Here is an 18,000-nt window from a genome sequence, read left to right on the forward strand (position 1 = left end):
TTTATGAAGGTCAATTTTCACCAATTTCAAGATGAAAATCAAAAAACTCAGGAAATTTTCCTGAGTTTTTATTTTTGACATTAAATTTAAGCTTTCTAAATATTTCGAATTTTAAGTAGGATTTTTTAAAACAGAATATTTACATATCAACTACAATATTACTTTTCAATAAATTATTAGCTGGAAAAGTTGAAGATGTAATATTATCAACTTTAAAATCAACATTAGCACTCCCTCCCTTTCCGAAAGTAACCGCATGGAAAAAAAGTTCATTGAAAGGATAAGTTGGCTGAATTGTATACACTCCTCCTACCCTTTTATGATCATTTGAAATCACAGGGGTCATAAAACCATAACCATTAGCATTGATTGTCGGAACCGGGGTATCAACCAAAGAAAGAACATACCGTGCTTTATTTGAAGAATCACTTTTAAAAACGGAAGAAGGCGTAAATTCTATACTTGGATTATTATTTAGATAAATATTGTTTCTGATCGTCGTAGACTGGATTACATTACTGTTGATTTCAATTAAATCTTTTAAATTATTTGATTCAAGAGATGATGAATTATCAGAAATTAAGCTATGAGTAACTTTTTCAGCATTTAAAGTAACCAATTTTGATAAAGAAGTAAAAGTATTTCCGAAAATTTTCACAAAAGAATACTCACCCAATACATTTGATTCCTCTTTATCAAAAAGAAAGCCTAAAGAATGACCTACAAAATTATTATTACTGATTTCCAGGACCTCTACCCCGGCAAAAATATCAGCTGCATATCTCAGATGATCTCCTATGGTATAAAGTATATGGCATGAATTGCCTTTTGCTACAATTCTTTCATACTTCCCACCCTTATTCAGAATACTTAATAAACCCTGATGCCCATTATAGTTCTGGGTTTCTCCTTCAATATGCTTATGTCTGATATTGTTTCCGCTTATCAAAACATTGGAAATTAAGGAATTAACATCAGACCAAAAATAAACAGCAGTATTTGTAATATCAGCAATATTATCAGTGATGCTGATATTTGTAATATCTTTTCTTTCACTTTCATAAGAAGCAACGAAATTCATCCTTGTATAATCGTAAACTTTATTATTATCAAATGATGAATAATTGCCATGGATTTCACACGCACAGCCAATCAGACTCATGAGCCTGTTACCTATAAAAACATTATTATGAACCGATAAAAAATCAACATTTCCATAAATAGTGGAATGATCATGATTAATTTCTTTAGTTCCTGTTGCCAGATTGTCAAAGGTACAATTCCTTATCGTTACATTACCTCCCGAATTTCCTTTTCCTACACCTATACAATTCCGTAAATCACCATTGGTCCAATATAAACCATCAATGAGTACATTAGTACAATTTCCTCCTTCAAAGCCTACTCTGTTTAGATATAAAGATCTCATTTTAGAAACATCACCGCCAAAATCAATAATACCTTTCCCTTTAAAAGCAATGTTATATAAAGGAGAAGAATCAGCTGTAACACCAGAAAATAATACAAAAGCACGATCATTAAAATAGGCATCAAGCTTAATTACACTGTAGTCTTCAAACTCGACATCCAAGCCTGATCTCAATTCAAAAATATTTTCAGATGATGAATTAAAGCTTTTAATCAAGAAATGTCCGCTTGGAAATACAAGTTTTAAACCTAGTTCAGAACATACATCAAATGCATGCTGAATAAAAGCTCTCTGATCCTCATTATAAGAAGATTTTGCTCCAAAAGCTGTTATATATACTCTTTTAGACGAAAATACAACCGTATTTACATAAAATTCATTACCTCTTGTACGGTAAATAACCTGATCGTTTAATACCCTTGAATCATTGATAACAAGTCCTGTTCCGTCAATCCATGTATTTACCTTCTTGAAGCTAACAATTTCCCCTGTGTTCGAGTCAATCAATTGTACAAAGTTATCAGCTGAACCAGATAATAACACGAAAAATTCATTTGTTGTAAGCATAATATTTTAATTTAGTAAGCAAATATATATTACGCAAACGCCAAAACTTGACGTATAAAAAAGTCTGCTAAAAATTAGCAGACTCTATAATTATTATTTGATATACTATTTATTAATAGCAGCAATTCCCGGAAGTTCCAAACCTTCCAGACTTTCAAGCATCGCCCCTCCTCCTGTAGAAACATAGCTCACTTTATCGTCATAACCAAACTGCTTCACAAAAGCAACACTATCACCTCCTCCCACTAAAGAGAATGCTCCTAATTTTGTAGCTTCAGCAATGCTGTCTCCCAAAGCAACTGTTCCACCTGCAAAGTTTGACATTTCAAAAACCCCGATCGGTCCGTTCCAAAGAATTGTTCGTGAATTCAGCAATACATCATTGAACTGATCTCTAGATTTGTGACCTGCATCAAGTCCCATCCATCCTTCAGGAATTGCATAAATATCCGCTTCTTTTCTTTCAGCATCATTATTAAAAGCTTCTGCAATAATAACATCAGAAGGAAGATATACTTTAACTTTATTTTCTTTAGCTTTTCCTAAAATCTCAAGAGCTAAAGGAAGCTTATCCTCTTCTACGAGTGAGTTCCCTATTTTTCCGCCTAAAGCTTTAATAAAAGTAAATGCCATCCCTCCGCCGATGATCAGATTATCTATTGCCGGAAGTATATTTTCTATAATGGTAATTTTAGTTGAAACCTTAGAGCCTCCAAGTATTGCAGTTACAGGCTTCTCTCCTTTTCTCAAAACTTTATCAATAGCCTGTAATTCCTTTGCCATTAATAAACCGAAAAATTTAGTTGAATTAAAATATTGAGCTATTACAGCTGTAGAAGCGTGTGCTCTGTGAGCTGTACCGAATGCATCATTTACAAAAGCATCCCCAAGTTTTGAAAGTTTTTCAGCAAATCCGGCATCTCCCTTTTCCTCCTCATTATGAAAACGAAGATTTTCCAATAGTAAGATCTCTCCAGGCTGAAGCTCAGAGGCGGCTTTTTCAGCCTTTTCTCCGATACATTCATCCACAAACTTAACTTCCTTTCCAAGAACAGCGGAAACTTCATCTACGATATGCTTAAGAGAGAATTCATCTTTTACTTCGCCTTTAGGTCTCCCAAGATGAGTCATTAAAATTACAGCACCTCCGTCGTTAAGTATTTTTTCAACTGTAGGTTTTACAGCTGCGATTCTTGTATTGTCTGTCACTTTAAGCTGATCATCCTGCGGAACATTGAAGTCCACTCTTACCAGAGCTTTCTTGTCTTTAAAATTGAAATCATTGATTGTTTTCATAAGTATCTTTGAATTTTCGTTTCACAAATGTAAGCTTTTAAACATTTTCAAGAGAACCAATAAAACAAAACTTTCTGAAAACTTTCCCCCAACCCAGTCACCCACTAATCAACAATTTTTTCTCTTTAAAAGAAAAGAATAATGTAGTTGTTGTTGAGTATTGTTAGTTTCGGGGATAAGTTTTATCAAAATAATTGGTAACAAATAATTTTTATTCAATTCATATTTAATTCACATTGTAATATCTTGTAAATCTGTCTTTTCACAGACTTATTAACAGATGTGAGTAATTTTGCCACAAATCCATTATTAGTTATTTAATTATGGAAAAACTTTGGATTAAATGGAGAAAACATTTTGAAAGTTGTGGTTAAAATTTTCAAATACATTTCCCATTACGAAATAAATTCATCTTTAAAAATAGAAAGTTGAAAAAAGTTTTCCACAGTTATTCACATACCTTTTCACAAATTACCACGGATTAACTAACAGACTTTGTTATTATTCTTACCTTTGTCATGAAATAAAATCTAAAAAGACTTAATACAGGTATTATGAAAAGAAAAATAGCTATTGCTGCAGACCACGCCGGCTATGAATACAAGGAGATTGTTAAGAACTATCTTTCAGAAAAGTTTGATGTTCAGGATTTTGGAACGTTTTCCACAGACAGTGTGGATTATCCTGACTTTGTTCACCCTGCTGCCACATCAGTTGAAAACGGGGAAAATGAATTGGGAATATTGATCTGCGGAAGCGGAAATGGAGTCCAGATCACAGCTAACAAGCATCAGAAAATCAGATGTGCACTTTGCTGGATGCCGGAGATTGCAGTACTGGCAAGACAGCATAATGATGCCAATATGATCTCCATGCCCGCAAGATTTATCTCTAAGGAAGTGGCTATAGAAATTGCAGAGAAATTTCTTTCCACAGATTTTGAAGGTGGAAGACACCAAAACAGAGTTGATAAAATTGCTGTTTGCTAAAAATATAAAGGCCTGTAAATCAAATTGCAGGCCTTATTTATTTTTTATTTTGTACATTTGCAGCAGCTAATAGAAATTACCATTCTATTATTTCCATACCAAACCTGAAATACTTAAAGATATTTATTCAAAGGTTTTTCTCCCCTCTTCTCCATATTTGTAGTAATTTTAACAGGCTAAAGTTTCCATTGTAAATAAATTGGAAAGAAAATTGATGCTGTTGAATTAATAAAGAAAATGTAAAACAATAACCATAAAAGGTAATAATTCCTGAAAACGATTGTATTCAAATGCCTCTTAGTATAGAGGAAGAAATAAAAATAGAAGCCCTACCGGGTAATTTATTTATTATTTGAATTTAAAAAAACTACGTTACAAAGATTTCAAAATAAGAATTATTACAATTAATAACAATTAAATAATATTAAAAATGCCAAGAAAAGGTAAATATATAAGCCATAAAAACGAGCAGAAACTCATAGAGATCGGAAGACTGATCCTGCGTTTCATGAATACGAATGCGTCAAAGATTTATAATTATAAGCAAATCGCGGACGGAATAGATTATAAGAATCCACGCCAGAGAGAACTGGTGATCCAGGCCCTTCACAAACTTCAGGGTTCTGAAAAAATCAAAGAGGTGGAAAAAGGAAAATATATCATTAATCTGAAAATTGAGGGAACCCTGACGGGAACCATTGATTTCAACCAGTCCGGCAACGCCTACGTTAGTGTGGAAGGAATAGAAGATGATATCTTTATTCACTCTAAGAACGTAAAAGATGCATTGCAGGGCGATAAGGTCCTGATTGTAACCTATCATTTCAAAGGGAAAAAACTGGAAGGCTCCGTTCTGGAAGTTCTGGAAAGAACAAGAACAGAATTTGTAGGAACATTCCAGCTGGTTGCCCATAAAGATTTTGGATTTGTAGTTTGTGATAAAAAAACAATCAATACTGATATTTTTATTCCTAAAACTAAATTCGGAGGAGCAGAAAACGGCGATAAAGTGGTTGTAAAAATGACAGAATGGAAGCCGGGTGATAAAAATCCTGAGGGAGAAATCATTCAGGTTCTTGGAGCTCCGGGCGAACATGAAACAGAGATCCACTCTATCCTTGCAGAATACGGTCTTCCTTACGAATTTCCACAGGAAGTTGAGCTTGATGCGGATAAAATCGACAGAAGAATCACCGATGAAGAGGCTGCAAAGCGCTGGGATATGCGTGATATCTGTACGTTCACTATTGACCCTAAAGATGCAAAAGATTTCGATGATGCGCTTTCAATAAGAAAATTAGAAAACGGAAACTGGGAGATCGGTGTGCATATTGCCGATGTTTCTCATTATGTAGTTCCAGGAACGATCCTGGATGATGAAGCGTATAACAGAGCAACTTCCGTATACCTTGTAGACCGTGTGGTTCCGATGCTTCCGGAAGTTTTGAGCAACGATGTATGCTCACTTCGCCCGAATGAAGATAAGTATACATTCTCAGCAGTTTTCCAGCTGAATGATAAAGCAGAAATCCAGAAACAGTGGTTTGGAAGAACAGTGATTCATTCAGACAGAAGATTTACTTATGAAGAAGCTCAGGAACGTATAGAAACAGGTCAGGGAGATCTTGCAGAAGAAATCAATACCCTTGACAGGTTAGCCAAAATTATGCGTGATGAACGGGTAAGGAATGGGGCAATTACATTTGATAGAAGTGAAGTAAGGTTCAATCTGGATGAAAATAACTCGCCGATCGGAGTATACTTCAAAATAAGTAAGGATTCCAATCACCTGATCGAAGAATTCATGCTTTTAGCCAATAAAAAGGTGTCTGAATTTGTTTCATTAAACAATAAAGGAGGTGTGACAAACAATACCTTTATTTATAGGATTCACGACGATCCAAACCCTGCAAAGCTGGAAGCATTAAGAGATTTTGTTTCTACTTTCGGATATAAAATGAACCTTGACAATACCAAGAAAGTTGCAGAATCTTTAAACAAGCTTCTTTCGGATGTCAAAGGAAAAGGAGAAGAAAATATGATTGAAACGCTGGCCATGAGAAGTATGAGCAAAGCCGTATATTCTACAGAGCCTATCGGGCACTACGGTTTAGGTTTCGAATATTACAGCCACTTCACCTCTCCTATCCGACGTTATCCCGACCTTCTTGCCCACCGCCTTTTACAGCACTATCTTGATGGAGGAAAATCTCCGAGCAAGGCAGAACTTGAAGACAAAGCAAAACACTGCAGTTCTATGGAAAGACTTGCAGCCGATGCAGAAAGAGATTCCATTAAGTTCATGCAGGTGAAATTTATGGAAAAGCACCTTGGAGAAACATTCACAGGCGTTATTTCAGGTGTGGCAGAATTCGGTTTCTGGGTTGAGATCCCTGAAAACGGTGCCGAAGGTTTGATTAAATTAAGAGACCTTGTGGATGATTCCTATTCATACGATGCAAAAACCCATGCCGTATATGGTAGCAGAACCGGCAAAAAATATCAATTAGGAGACCAGGTGCAGATTAAAGTAGTAAAAGCCAACCTTATTCAAAAGCAGTTAGACTTTAAGATTGTTGATTAATTAAATCATAAAGTCTAACTTTGTATTTAATGGGATGAAATTTTTTTCATTTAAAATACTATTGAATGTTTGAACTTGTACTATCTGCTATTATCTTAGGATTTATGCTGAGCCTGGTTTTTATAGGACCTATTTTTTTCCTTTTAATTGAAACCAGCTTTACCAGAGGGCCAAGACATGCTCTGGCACTGGATCTCGGAGTTATTACAGCAGATTTATTATGCATTGTTGCTGCGTATTATGCAAGTGCGGATATTGTTACTTTAATAGATAAACATCCCGGGTTTTACAGAATTACTTCTATACTTATTTTTGTATACGGGATCGTCATGATGGTCACCAGGACCAAAATGCATATGCCGGGTGAAGAAAAGATCATTGGACAAAACTATTTTAAAACGTTTTTCAATGGTTTTTTCTTTAATCTTTTAAATGTAGGGGTTATTCTTTTCTGGCTGGTTACAGTAATCTCTGTAAGGAATCAATACCCTGATACCAGCAGTTTTATACTGTATGTGAGCATCGTCATCGGTACCTATTTGTGTATTGACCTGGCCAAAATATTCTTAGCAAAACAATTTCACGATAAACTTACTCAGAAGCTTGCCAATCAGATCCGGAGAATCGTTGGCGGGATTCTTATTGTTTTCAGTTTCTTCATCTTTTTGCAGAGCTTTAAGAAATTTAATCAATTTGACAGGCGTTTAGAAGAAGCTGAGAAAAAAGAAATCAAGTATCAAAAAACAGAATGAAAAAAATAATATTCCCCAAAGCCCTTAAAAAAGGGGCTAAAATAGCCGTTATTTCCCCAGCCGGAGCCGTAGACACTACTCAGCTTGAAAAGGGAATAGAAATGATCAAAAACAAGGGTTTTGAACCTGTTCTTGGCGAACATCTTTATACTAAATATTCAAATGGATATAATTATGCCGGTACAGAACAGGAAAGAATTAAAGACATCAACTGGGCTTTAAATGATAAAAATATTTCAGCAATCTGGGCCTCACGGGGCGGCTACGGATGTCAGCATCTGGTTCAGCATTTAAAGCTGAAAAATTTTACAGAAAACCCGAAATGGTACATCGGTTATTCCGATAATACTGTTATTCAAAGTTATTTATTGAAAAAAGGTTTTGCTTCTATCCATGGACAAACCATTAAAACATCCAGCTTTGGAGTAACAGAGGAAAGCTATGATCTGGTTTTTGATATTTTAAAAGGGAAAAGACCCAAATATGCTTTAAAATCCCATGAGTTTAATAAAACAGGGAATGTTGAAGGTGAATTGGTTGGAGGAAATTTAGCCCTGATTTATGCCCTTTTGGGAACCAAGTATTCTTTTGACTTCAGGGATAAGATTTTATTTATTGAAGATATCGGAGAAAATTTTTATGCCTTGGATAGAATGATCATGACTCTGGAATTAGCGGGAGTTTTCAATAAAATAAAAGGATTGGTCGTTGGCGGAATGACCAATATGGGCGATGAAAAAGAGAATAAAAGTTACGAAGAAAGCTTCGATGAATTTGCCTGCAAACTAATCTCCGATAGAATCTCAAAATATAAATTCCCAGCTGTTTTCGGATTTCCGAATGGGCATATTAAAGATAACAGACCTTTAGTTATAGGAGGGAAAGTTAAAATGCAGATTGGAGATAAGGTTAAGATTGAGTTTTTAATTTGATATTTATTCAACACTCTCCGATTCTTAAACTCTTAAACTCAAAAGATGGCTGATCACAATGACTTTGGAAAAATAGCGGAAGACCTTGCAGCTGAATATCTGCAGAAAAACGGATATAGAATTATTACGAGAAATTTCCGGTTTCAGAAAGCTGAGATCGATATTATTGCTGAAAAAGAAGGTTTAATTATTATCGTAGAAGTTAAAGCACGTTCTACAGATGCTTTTATGCTGCCTCAGGAAGCGGTTACTAAGACAAAAATTAAGTCTATCGTTATGGCAGCCAACCATTATCTTGAAGAATTTAGCAGGAACAATGAAGTGAGGTTTGATATTATCTCTGTTCTTGCCGATGAAAAAAAGAAACTTACAATTGAACATATAACGGATGCTTTTGAAGCATTGGATGCAAACTAAAAAAGTATAAAGTATTAAGGTACTTTGTACAATTATATTTTACAATACAATGAAAACAATACTCATCACCGGAGCCACTTCCGGAATAGGAAAATCTACAGCAGAGCTTTTAGCCAGACAGGGAAACAGAATCATTATCTGTGGAAGGAGAAACGAAGTTTTGGAATCCTTAAAGACCGAGCTTTCTCAATTTACCGAAATATTTAGTTTAGATTTTGATGTAAGGAATCTTGGAGAGGTTGAAAAAGCAATAAGCTCCCTGCCTGAAGAATGGAAAGCAATTGATGTTCTTATCAATAATGCAGGAAATGCACACGGTTTGGATCCTCTTTCTGCCGGGGAGACAGATGATTGGGATTCTATGATTGATGGTAATGTAAAAGGTCTTTTATATGTTTCCAAAATGATCATTCCTTCTATGAAAGAACGTAATTCAGGACATATTGTAAACATTAGTTCAGTTGCTGCAAGGCAGACTTATGCCAACGGAACTGTTTACTGTGCGACTAAAAAAGCAGTTGATGTAATTTCTGAAGGAATGCGTCTTGAGCTTACCGAATTTGGGATCAAAGTGACCAATATTCAGCCGGGTGCGGTAGAAACAGACTTCTCCATTGTCAGATTCAAAGGGGACCGTGAAAGAGCTTCCACCGTATATGCGGGATATGAAGCTTTAAAGGCAGAAGATATTGCTGATGCTATTGCTTACTGCGTCAATGCTCCAAAACATGTGATGGTATCGGATATGACCATTTATCCTAGTGCGCAGAGTGAGCCGAGAACGATCCACAGAAAATAGTTAAAATAAAGGCATAAATTTGCAGAATATTCGGAAGCAATATTACCTTTCGTAATTTTGCAATCAGCTTAAAATAAAAAGAGATGAAAATTCTATATCTCGAAACCTCTTCCAAGAACTGCTCTGTAGCTATTTCAGACGATGAAAAGCTCCTATGCCTCTGTGAAGAAGTTTCTGAAAACTATAAACAGTCTGAAAGCCTCCATACCTTTGTAGAATGGGCATTGGAGGGGGCGGGCCTTACTATGAAAGATATCGAGGCCGTTTCCTTAGGCAAAGGTCCCGGTTCTTACACCGGATTGAGAATAGGGGCAGCTTCCGCAAAAGGGTTCTGCTATGGACTGAAGGTTCCGTTAATTGCGGTGAATTCTTTGGAAAGCATGATAGAGCCTTTTTTAGGCAAAAAATATGATTATATAGTGCCTTTGATCGATGCGAGGAGAATGGAGGTTTATACGGCCCTTTATGACGGTGAGACAGGAAAAGAACTTTCACCAACCGAAGCCAAAATTTTAGATGAAACTTCTTTCGGGGAATTAAAAGATAAAAAAGTGGTTTTTGTGGGAGACGGGGCAAAGAAAGCAAAAGAGATCCTGAATCTTCCGGATGCAGAGTTTAAGGATGATGTCTACCCTTCTGCACAATATCTGATCAAAAGGACGATAGAAAAGATTGATCAGAAGGAGGTTGAAGATATTGCCTACTTTGAACCTTTCTATCTCAAAGATTTCCATGGGGTAAAGAAAAAGAAATCTTCAGATTCTATATGACCATAAAAAATAAGCAAATACACATAAAAAAAAGCGAAGATTTACTCTTCGCTTTTTTATTTATTTAGGCATTTCCGGAATAGCATCAGGATCTTTTTCCTTCTTCACTTTCTGTTTAGGTTTTTTAGGGTCGGCGGTATTAGGATCTTGTATAAATGGCTGAGGCTGCCCGTTTTTATCAGTTCCGGCAGGATTCTGTGGAATACCATTATTCACATTCTCTGCTGGCTGTGTTGGCATTACTGGCTGTTGCGGAAGAGAATTTCCTTTATTATCAGTGGCCTGGAAGGAAAGTTCACTTTTCAGATAGTTCAGCATTTCCTTTGCTTTTATGCCTTCCGGGGTTTTAGAATAATTCAGTGCGATCTGTTCAAGCTGAAGGATCATTACCTCTTTTCCGCTTGTTTTTCCTGTATTGAATGCATTCAGCAGGTGGAATTTCGGAACAAGGGCATCTTTGGGATACTTCTGTATTGTCTGATCTATAACGTCACGGCTTTCTCCAAACTTTTCAGATTCATAAAGGGCATAAGCCTTTTTGTATTCGTTTTCAACATCTTCGGATGACTTTACGAATGAATTGTTCTTGGGATTCCTTGCAAATTCTGCATAAGAAGTATAAGGATAATCGGTTAAAAGAATCTGTTTAGCTCTTTCAGAGGCTTGTGGATTCTTTTGATAATTCATTGCAAAGATTTCATAAAGAGCCTGAAGCATTACTTTTTCCTCAGGTTTTACATCTACAAGATCATATAATGTCTTTGTTGCCAAAGGGGTATTCGTAAAATAATTCTGGTACATCACTCCCAAACCTAAGGAAGCTGTGTCTCTGTCTTTCTTTAACTGACCCAGTTTTTCCTGATCTGTAGGAATTTGCTCAATATAAAAGGTAGGTTCAAAACGTCTTGGATTCGGGGCTGAAGTGACGCCGAGAGCTTCATTTTTCATATCCTCAATAGTTGCCATCTTTTTAGAATACCGCCAGTTATCAGCTAATGCCCTGTCTCCCCAGACCTGCTTAAATGAAGAAGTCCCTTTGCTTACTGTTCCTGTATTGCTGAAATAAAAGCCTTTGGTGGTTACTCCAAAATCTTCAAAAGAATTAGCATTATTGGCAAAAATTGAGTTGGCATTGTAATCTCCGGAATCAAAACCTTTGCTTCTTTCTGCACGTATTCTCTCCTGCTCTTCTTTTTCCTCCTTAGCTTTAAGTTTTGCAATATATTTTGAGAAAAAATCAGTTTTCTGGGCATCATTCATCTTTGCCAAAGAAAGAATACTGTCATTTTTCTTGATCAGATAATAATTTTTGGAAATCTTTTTGATATATTCAGACTGATCTTTTAAAAGGATCTTCGAAGGTTCATAGGTCATTACGGTAAGAGCAGAATCATAGTAAGTTCCCGCACCGATATAATCATTTTTTTCAAGATAGCTCTTCCCTATTTCGTAATACGTAAGACCTCTTACCTGAGGGTCAGATACCTTTTCAAACAAAGATTTTTTGAAGAATTCCTGAGCTTCTTCTTTCTTTCCTGCTTTGTTGGCCATTAATCCCAAAGCATAATAAAATTCATTCTTTCTGGAACCGTAAGTTCCTTTCTTACTGATGCCTTCCAAATAATTTTTGGCTCCGTTATAATCCCCTTTACCATTGAAGGTTTTAGCAATCGCAATTTGGGATTTCACTTCAAATTCAAAATCATTGGCATATTTATAAGCCTGGGTGAAGCTTTCACGGGCTTTATCATTTTGTCCAAGATTTTCCGAAACCTGTCCTCTCAGATAAGCTATTCTGCTTTTCAGCTTTCTGTCAGAGTTCAGCTCAAAAGCTCTGTCAAGCTCAGCTCCGGCTTCCTCCAGTTTTCCTGCATCCAGAAGAGCTTCAGAGTGATAGATGCTCAGTAGTTTAGCGTAATTTTTATTAATATCCTCCCCCTTCAGTTTGGCAAAAGTTTCATTGGCTTTATGATAATCTTTGATCTGCGCATAAGCTACGCCCTGATAAATTCTTGCCAAAGGAAGTCTCTTGTCATCCTTCATATGAGTAAAAACATAGTTGAGGGCATCCAGGGCCTGAACAGCCTTATTCTGGTAAATCCTGGACTGTACAAGAATCATATAAGCATCAAAAATCTTCTTATTCTTTTCTTCACCGTTTCTGATAACAGAATATTTGTTGATCGCTTTCTGAGCCTTTGCTTCGGCAATTTCTAAAGTTGTTGCTCCTTTATTCTGAAGTTCATCAGGCATTCCCGGAGTTGCAGATCCAGGAGCACCAGGCGTTCCGGGCGGCATTCCCGGAGCGGTCCTTTCAGAAGAAGATCTGTTCACTTCAGCCATTTTCATGGAATTTTCAGCGAAGGCGGCAGATTGTCCCAGATCACTTCCCAAAGGTTGGTCTTCGAAGGTAAGGATAGGAATATAAGGCGCATAAAAATTGTCCTTATGTCCCTTGTCTCTGCTCGTAAATTCACTGTTTAACGCATCTTTTGCATTAAAAAGGGTGTTGTAATATGTGTTGAATCCTTTCATGAATTTTGATCGCTGTTCCGGCTTTTTGGTCTTGGTGGCACAGGATGCAACGATACACATGATTAAAAGGAATAAAATATTCTTTTTCATTATTCAATATAACTCTCTTATCTGCTTTTTATTATAAGCAGCTGATGATTTTGTAAAAATAACAAAATTTTGTAATGAATAATATTTATATTTCTTTCAAAATTTTATAAACCAAATGGGTAGGAAGTCCCATGATTGTATAAAAGCTTCCGTTCAGTTTGCTGATCTTTGCCATGCCCAGCCATTCCTGGATACCATAGCTGCCTGCTTTGTCGAAAGGTTTGTAATTTTGAACGTAATATTCTATTTCATCATCAGTAATTTCATCAAATTCTACATCCGCAACATCGGTTTCAGTCCATATTTTACTAACGGATTTTATGGTAATTCCAGTATAAACCTGATGGATTTTTCCTGAAAGTGATCGGAGCATATGTTTTGCTTCATTCATGTCTTTCGGTTTTCCAAGGATTTTACTATCTATTGCAACTACGGTATCGGCAGTTAGCAGTACTTCATCATCGGCTAATTCTCTGAACGCTTCTGCCTTTAATTCTGACAGATAAGCTGCTGCCTCTCCTATTTTGATATTCCCGGGAAGAATTTCCTCACAGTCTATTTTTACAACCTCAAAATCGAAGCCTAAGCTTGAAAGCAGTTCTTTTCTTCTCGGTGACTGGGATGCTAAAAGTAATTTCATAAATTTTTATACAGATTGCGTATTATCATCATGCCAGTTTCCCTGAACCTTCATTACCTGCTCTATCACATCGCGTACTGCTCCGCTTCCTCCTTTTTTGGCAGAAATATAATCAGATATTCCCTTTACTTCAGGAACAGCATTTTCAGGACATGCTGAAATAGCAGAGTTTTCCATAATGTGGATATCGGGAAGATCATCTCCCATTGTTAGGATCTCTTCGTTTTTAAGATTGTATTTCTTTTTAAAATATTCAAAATCAACCATCTTATTGTGTGATTTTGGATAATAATCCTCTATTCCAAGATAGTTGATCCTGTGCTTTACCATTTCATCATTTCCACCGGTGATCACTCCTATTAAATAGTTGTTCTTAAGTGCCTTAACTACTGCATATCCGTCCAGGACATTCATTACCCTGCACATATTTCCTCCGGGCATCAGATAAACGCTTCCATCTGTAAAAACTCCGTCTACATCAAATACAAATGCTTTAATATCCTTTAATTTCTCTTTATAACTCATACATTTTTTGGATAGAATGATTCATTGTTTTGTAAATTTCAAGACTTTCGTCTTTTAATAACTGCTCATGTAATTCCAGTACCCTTACATCATTTCTTACAGCCGGTCCCGTTTGGGCTGCTTTAGGCTCAATTTCATAGATCTTCTGTACGGTCTCATCAATAAGAGGCAGAAAATAGTTGAAGGGAATATTCTGTGAATCCGAAATTTCCTTTGCTCTGGCGAAAAGATGATTGACAAAATTACAGGCAAAAACTGCAGTCAGGTGGATGTATTTTCTCTTTTCGTGACTACTTTCCATTACATTTTCTGAAATTTTGGAAGCAATTTCAAAAAGGAGCTGTTTGTCTCCTTCATTTTCAGTTTCAATAAAGAACGGGATCTTTTTATAATCCAATTCTTTCGATTTTGAAAATGTCTGCAAGGGATAAAAACTTGATTTTCTGTACGCTCCTTTCAGAATCTCTTTAGGAAGGAATCCCGAAGTATGAGCAACCAGACAATCTTTTTTAGTGATAAGCTGAGAAACACTTTCAACTGAATTGTCGCTTACACAGATGATGTACAGGTCTGCGTTCTCCAAATATTCATTAGAATATGGGATGTCCAGTTCCTCAGAAATTTTCTTCAGTTCTTCCCCATTTCTTCCAAATATCTGCAGTACTGGAATTTTTTTCAGGCTAAAAGCTTTTGCCATGTGGTAGGCCACATTTCCGGAACCTATAATTACAATTTGCATCTAACAAAGATAAGATTTTAAAGGAAGATGGAGGCAGAAGAACAGAAGTTATTCCTGAATCGCCGCATTGCCCGTTGCCTAAAGCTCAGATCATAACGTTCCGATATTATTTTAAATATTTGGACCGAAAATTGAATAAGTAATTTAACTTTCGGCTATTTTTGTAATCCAAAACAGTGAAAGCATCTTATGAAGATTAAGGACGCGGAAATTATTTCGTTGATGCAGAATCCACGGACCCAGGAAAAAGGTGTCCGTGCCTTGATGGATGCTTATCAAAGCAGATTGTACTGGCACATAAGAAGAATTATAGTAGATGGAGATCTTGCTCAGGATACGCTGCAGGAGACTTTTATTAAAGCCTACCAGAATTTTCACCAGTTTAAAAATGACAGCCAGCTGTATACCTGGCTTTACAGAATTGCCACCAACGAAGCATTACAGCAGGTCAACAAGTTGAAGAAAATGCAGAAAACGGATGAAGATCCTGAGTATTATATGCAGAACCTGGTGGCCGACAATACGGAGGGAGATGCTGAAGAAATACAGCAGATCCTCCAGAATGCCATACAAAGCCTGCCTGAAAAGCAGAAACTGGTATTTATGATGCGGTATTATGATGATTTGCCCTATGAAGAAATATCAAAAATTGTAGATATGTCTGTAGGGACTTTAAAGACCAATTATCATTATGCCAAACAGAAAGTAGAAGAATTTATTAAAGAAAATTACGAGAGATAATTTTTGATCCAAACCAAGATGAAAGAGTTCGACATAGAAAAACTAGAACGAAAGAATATTTACAAAGTTCCGGATAATTTATTTGAAAATATCCAGAATAATGTAATGAACGAAGTGAAAGCGAATAAAAAGACACCGGTTTTCAAACTAAACTGGATGTATGCTGCTGCTGCATCACTGGCTTTGATATTCGGGGCAACGTATGTTTTTAATTCTGATAATGATCCGGCGAAAAATGTGTTGAATTCAAAAACATTGGCAGTTAATAATCAGGAGCCTAAAACAGAAAGCGAACGCGCTTATGAAACACTGGAAGCAGATTTAACTTCTGTTGAAAATAATAATCAAACAGTTAGTAATCAGGGAACTAAAACCGTGTCATACAATCCTAAAAAGGATATTGAGAAAGGAACTGCTCCACAGCCTGTAAAAGCTGCTACTAAAAAAGAAGAAATTAAAATGAATGAATATCTGGATTCATTTTCCAACTCTGAGATTTCAGAACTGGCAAGTAATTCAACACAGGATGTTTATTTAGATTTATATAATTAAAAGAAAGATGAAAAAGATATTATTTGTACTTTTTATTATTTATGGTTTTGGTCTGAACGCCCAAAATTCAGATTATGACTGGAAAAAAATGGACCCTAAACAACGAAAAGAAATAATAAACAATCTTTCTCCTGAAGAGAGAAAAGAACTTCTTAAGAAGTTTAGGAATAATATGGTGGTGGAAAATCTTGAAATTGACGCAAGTGATAAAACAGAATTTACACAGCTTTATAATGAGTATTTAGATAATCAGAAGCAGATAAAAAGCCAGTTTAACCCAGATTTCAACCCGGAGACATTATCTGACGATGAAGCCAAAGCAAAGCTTCAGCAGAGTTTCGAGGTAGGACAGAAACTGCTTGATAACAGAAAGAAATATGCTGATAAGATGCAGCAGGTGATTCCTTGCCAAAAAGTATTGAAACTATTCCAGTCTGAGGGAATGATGAGAGATAAAATGAATGAGAGAAAACCTCACGGACGTAATAATAGTATGGCAAAGCCCAAACAAAACCCATAATAGTTTATTTTTTTAATGTTGGACGGCTCTTACAAATTTTTTTTTGTGAGAGCCGTTTAGTATTTAGGAATTACTATTTTTGCGCAAAAAACATCTAATGAGAAAACTAATGCAGCTGGCATTTATTTTTACAGCTATTGTCGCATTTGCGCAGACGAAAGAAGTAATAAAATTCAGAGGAAACATATTAAATTATACTGAAAACCCTTATTCATTTTTTAAGGTGATCGATCAGAGAGAGAATAAACAGATCGGAACACTGCCTTTCGAAGATCAAAAGGAAATGAAGGAAGTGGTTTTTCCTACGACACCGGATAATGATTTCAGTGCATGGTATTTAAAAAGCAATCAGCCGGGTAAATTAACGGATTTTGTTCTGGTTTTAAAAAAATTAAAGCTTTCAATGGGAGCTTCTGATGATAAAAAGACAGAAGGGAAGATGGATTTTTCTGCCCAGGCCTTTGCTAAAACAGGAGAAAAATACCAATTCTTATATAAAAAAGATACCGTATTCACTTTTTATGATAAAGAGGTTTCAGAATTGATGGTGAAAAATATTCCGGCGGTTTTTTCTGCTTTCATCAAAAAATCATATTCATTACGTCCTACAGGAAATATAGTGGCGTTCAGCGACCTTGCAGATTACGAGACCCTTATAAAAACTAATTATGCCGCTTTAAAGGGCGAACCATTAAAAGAAGGAATTTACCTGGATTATATTTCTTTCTTTAATCAAACTCCTGAACAGGGAAACTATGTTTTAGAGATCAGCAGTAAAGGGAACATCACAAAAGCAGTAAAAGAGGAAAATGGGAAGAAAACTAAAATTCCTGCTCACAAGATGTTTGCGTATGTAGAGAAAGGGAAGGCCCGTAAAAGGACATTTTCCGGTTTTCTTGATCTGGATAAAGATGAAAATGGATTTTATGTTTTGGGCAACCGTGGCCATCTTTTTCCTGTACAATCTAACAGTGCCTACGGAATGTTTGGCCTCATTGGAGGAATTGCAGGAGCTATTGAGCAGGGAGCAAGACAGAAGAAAATGAAGAACGGTGACGTGCAGAAAATTTACATTGATCCATTGACCGGAGAATACGACTTTTCAGAGGAATAAAATAATTGC

General features: G+C 36.1%; 17 protein-coding genes. 11 read left to right on the forward strand and 6 right to left on the reverse strand.

Annotation, left to right across the window (positions count from 1 at the left end; translation table 11 throughout):
* Positions 1-139 precede the first annotated feature (139 nt).
* On the reverse strand, positions 140-1,996 hold the full coding sequence (locus tag J2T03_RS13465) for a hypothetical protein (protein WP_307211766.1): 1,857 nt from the start codon (positions 1,994-1,996) through the stop codon (positions 140-142).
* A 105-nt stretch (positions 1,997-2,101) separates the two neighbouring features.
* Positions 2,102-3,292, reverse strand: a complete 1,191-nt coding sequence (locus J2T03_RS13470) for a phosphoglycerate kinase (protein WP_307211768.1) — start codon at positions 3,290-3,292, stop codon at positions 2,102-2,104.
* A 554-nt stretch (positions 3,293-3,846) separates the two neighbouring features.
* Here J2T03_RS13470 and rpiB point away from each other — a divergent pair.
* The 7 genes from rpiB to tsaB all read left to right on the forward strand — a co-directional run bounded on the left by rpiB (position 3,847) and on the right by tsaB (position 10,535).
* On the forward strand, positions 3,847-4,281 hold the full coding sequence (gene rpiB, locus J2T03_RS13475; protein WP_307211771.1) for a ribose 5-phosphate isomerase B: 435 nt from the start codon (positions 3,847-3,849) through the stop codon (positions 4,279-4,281).
* 430 nt (positions 4,282-4,711) lie between these two features.
* Positions 4,712-6,865 carry a ribonuclease R gene (gene rnr / locus J2T03_RS13480; protein WP_307211773.1) on the forward strand — a complete coding sequence of 718 codons (2,154 nt, stop codon included), beginning with the start codon at positions 4,712-4,714 and terminating at the stop codon, positions 6,863-6,865.
* Between the two features lie 65 nt (positions 6,866-6,930).
* A complete protein-coding gene (locus tag J2T03_RS13485) occupies positions 6,931-7,617 on the forward strand; it encodes a LysE family translocator (protein ID WP_306841085.1) in 687 nt (228 codons plus the stop codon).
* On the forward strand, positions 7,614-8,549 hold the full coding sequence (locus tag J2T03_RS13490; protein WP_307211775.1) for a S66 peptidase family protein: 936 nt from the start codon (positions 7,614-7,616) through the stop codon (positions 8,547-8,549). The genes J2T03_RS13485 and J2T03_RS13490 overlap by 4 nt, the downstream gene beginning before the upstream one ends.
* A gap of 45 nt (positions 8,550-8,594) precedes the next feature.
* Entirely contained in the window at positions 8,595-8,966 is a 372-nt protein-coding gene (locus tag J2T03_RS13495) for a YraN family protein (RefSeq protein ID WP_307211778.1), read from the forward strand.
* A 49-nt stretch (positions 8,967-9,015) separates the two neighbouring features.
* Positions 9,016-9,765 carry an SDR family NAD(P)-dependent oxidoreductase gene (locus J2T03_RS13500; RefSeq protein ID WP_307211780.1) on the forward strand — a complete coding sequence of 250 codons (750 nt, stop codon included), beginning with the start codon at positions 9,016-9,018 and terminating at the stop codon, positions 9,763-9,765.
* A gap of 83 nt (positions 9,766-9,848) precedes the next feature.
* A complete protein-coding gene (gene tsaB / locus J2T03_RS13505; protein ID WP_307211782.1) occupies positions 9,849-10,535 on the forward strand; it encodes a tRNA (adenosine(37)-N6)-threonylcarbamoyltransferase complex dimerization subunit type 1 TsaB in 687 nt (228 codons plus the stop codon).
* A 60-nt stretch (positions 10,536-10,595) separates the two neighbouring features.
* On the opposite strand, the gene porW is transcribed toward tsaB, so the two are convergent.
* The 4 genes from porW to J2T03_RS13525 form a co-directional block, all read right to left on the reverse strand.
* Positions 10,596-13,160: a type IX secretion system periplasmic lipoprotein PorW/SprE gene (gene porW / locus J2T03_RS13510; protein ID WP_307211783.1), complete on the reverse strand. Its 2,565-nt coding sequence runs from the start codon at positions 13,158-13,160 to the stop codon at positions 10,596-10,598.
* Positions 13,161-13,245: 85 nt separating this feature from the next.
* The gene (locus J2T03_RS13515; protein ID WP_307211786.1) at positions 13,246-13,800 is read right to left on the reverse strand and encodes a Maf family protein; all 555 of its coding nucleotides are present in this window, start codon (positions 13,798-13,800) and stop codon (positions 13,246-13,248) included.
* A 6-nt stretch (positions 13,801-13,806) separates the two neighbouring features.
* Positions 13,807-14,325, reverse strand: a complete 519-nt coding sequence (locus J2T03_RS13520; protein ID WP_307211788.1) for a KdsC family phosphatase — start codon at positions 14,323-14,325, stop codon at positions 13,807-13,809.
* Complete coding sequence (locus J2T03_RS13525; RefSeq protein WP_307211790.1) at positions 14,315-15,064, reverse strand: Rossmann-like and DUF2520 domain-containing protein; 750 nt, start codon at positions 15,062-15,064, stop codon at positions 14,315-14,317. The genes J2T03_RS13520 and J2T03_RS13525 overlap by 11 nt, the downstream gene beginning before the upstream one ends.
* A gap of 189 nt (positions 15,065-15,253) precedes the next feature.
* Here J2T03_RS13525 and J2T03_RS13530 point away from each other — a divergent pair, with 189 nt between their 5' ends.
* The 4 genes from J2T03_RS13530 to J2T03_RS13545 all read left to right on the forward strand — a co-directional run bounded on the left by J2T03_RS13530 (position 15,254) and on the right by J2T03_RS13545 (position 17,991).
* Positions 15,254-15,805 carry an RNA polymerase sigma factor gene (locus tag J2T03_RS13530; RefSeq protein WP_306841099.1) on the forward strand — a complete coding sequence of 184 codons (552 nt, stop codon included), beginning with the start codon at positions 15,254-15,256 and terminating at the stop codon, positions 15,803-15,805.
* Between the two features lie 18 nt (positions 15,806-15,823).
* Positions 15,824-16,357 carry a hypothetical protein gene (locus J2T03_RS13535; RefSeq protein WP_307211793.1) on the forward strand — a complete coding sequence of 178 codons (534 nt, stop codon included), beginning with the start codon at positions 15,824-15,826 and terminating at the stop codon, positions 16,355-16,357.
* Between the two features lie 7 nt (positions 16,358-16,364).
* Complete coding sequence (locus tag J2T03_RS13540; RefSeq protein WP_306841102.1) at positions 16,365-16,877, forward strand: hypothetical protein; 513 nt, start codon at positions 16,365-16,367, stop codon at positions 16,875-16,877.
* Positions 16,878-16,974: 97 nt separating this feature from the next.
* Entirely contained in the window at positions 16,975-17,991 is a 1,017-nt protein-coding gene (locus tag J2T03_RS13545) for a hypothetical protein (protein ID WP_307211796.1), read from the forward strand.
* The last annotated feature ends 9 nt before the right edge of the window (positions 17,992-18,000 follow it).

It is taken from the genome of Chryseobacterium lathyri, assembly GCF_030812195.1.
In the GTDB taxonomy this organism is placed as follows: Bacteria; Bacteroidota; Bacteroidia; order Flavobacteriales; family Weeksellaceae; genus Chryseobacterium; species Chryseobacterium lathyri_A.

Coding starts and splice junctions, on each gene's coding strand:
- J2T03_RS13490 (WP_307211775.1), top strand. CDS start 7,614: ATGAAAAAAATAATATTCCCCAAAGCCCTTAAAAAAGGGGCTAAAATA.
- J2T03_RS13495 (WP_307211778.1), top strand. CDS start 8,595: ATGGCTGATCACAATGACTTTGGAAAAATAGCGGAAGACCTTGCAGCT.
- J2T03_RS13535 (WP_307211793.1), top strand. CDS start 15,824: ATGAAAGAGTTCGACATAGAAAAACTAGAACGAAAGAATATTTACAAA.
- rnr (WP_307211773.1), top strand. CDS start 4,712: ATGCCAAGAAAAGGTAAATATATAAGCCATAAAAACGAGCAGAAACTC.
- J2T03_RS13485 (WP_306841085.1), top strand. CDS start 6,931: ATGTTTGAACTTGTACTATCTGCTATTATCTTAGGATTTATGCTGAGC.
- porW (WP_307211783.1), bottom strand. CDS start 13,160: ATGAAAAAGAATATTTTATTCCTTTTAATCATGTGTATCGTTGCATCC.
- J2T03_RS13470 (WP_307211768.1), bottom strand. CDS start 3,292: ATGAAAACAATCAATGATTTCAATTTTAAAGACAAGAAAGCTCTGGTA.
- tsaB (WP_307211782.1), top strand. CDS start 9,849: ATGAAAATTCTATATCTCGAAACCTCTTCCAAGAACTGCTCTGTAGCT.
- J2T03_RS13520 (WP_307211788.1), bottom strand. CDS start 14,325: ATGAGTTATAAAGAGAAATTAAAGGATATTAAAGCATTTGTATTTGAT.
- rpiB (WP_307211771.1), top strand. CDS start 3,847: ATGAAAAGAAAAATAGCTATTGCTGCAGACCACGCCGGCTATGAATAC.
- J2T03_RS13545 (WP_307211796.1), top strand. CDS start 16,975: ATGAGAAAACTAATGCAGCTGGCATTTATTTTTACAGCTATTGTCGCA.
- J2T03_RS13500 (WP_307211780.1), top strand. CDS start 9,016: ATGAAAACAATACTCATCACCGGAGCCACTTCCGGAATAGGAAAATCT.
- J2T03_RS13465 (WP_307211766.1), bottom strand. CDS start 1,996: ATGCTTACAACAAATGAATTTTTCGTGTTATTATCTGGTTCAGCTGAT.
- J2T03_RS13530 (WP_306841099.1), top strand. CDS start 15,254: ATGAAGATTAAGGACGCGGAAATTATTTCGTTGATGCAGAATCCACGG.
- J2T03_RS13515 (WP_307211786.1), bottom strand. CDS start 13,800: ATGAAATTACTTTTAGCATCCCAGTCACCGAGAAGAAAAGAACTGCTT.
- J2T03_RS13525 (WP_307211790.1), bottom strand. CDS start 15,064: ATGCAAATTGTAATTATAGGTTCCGGAAATGTGGCCTACCACATGGCA.
- J2T03_RS13540 (WP_306841102.1), top strand. CDS start 16,365: ATGAAAAAGATATTATTTGTACTTTTTATTATTTATGGTTTTGGTCTG.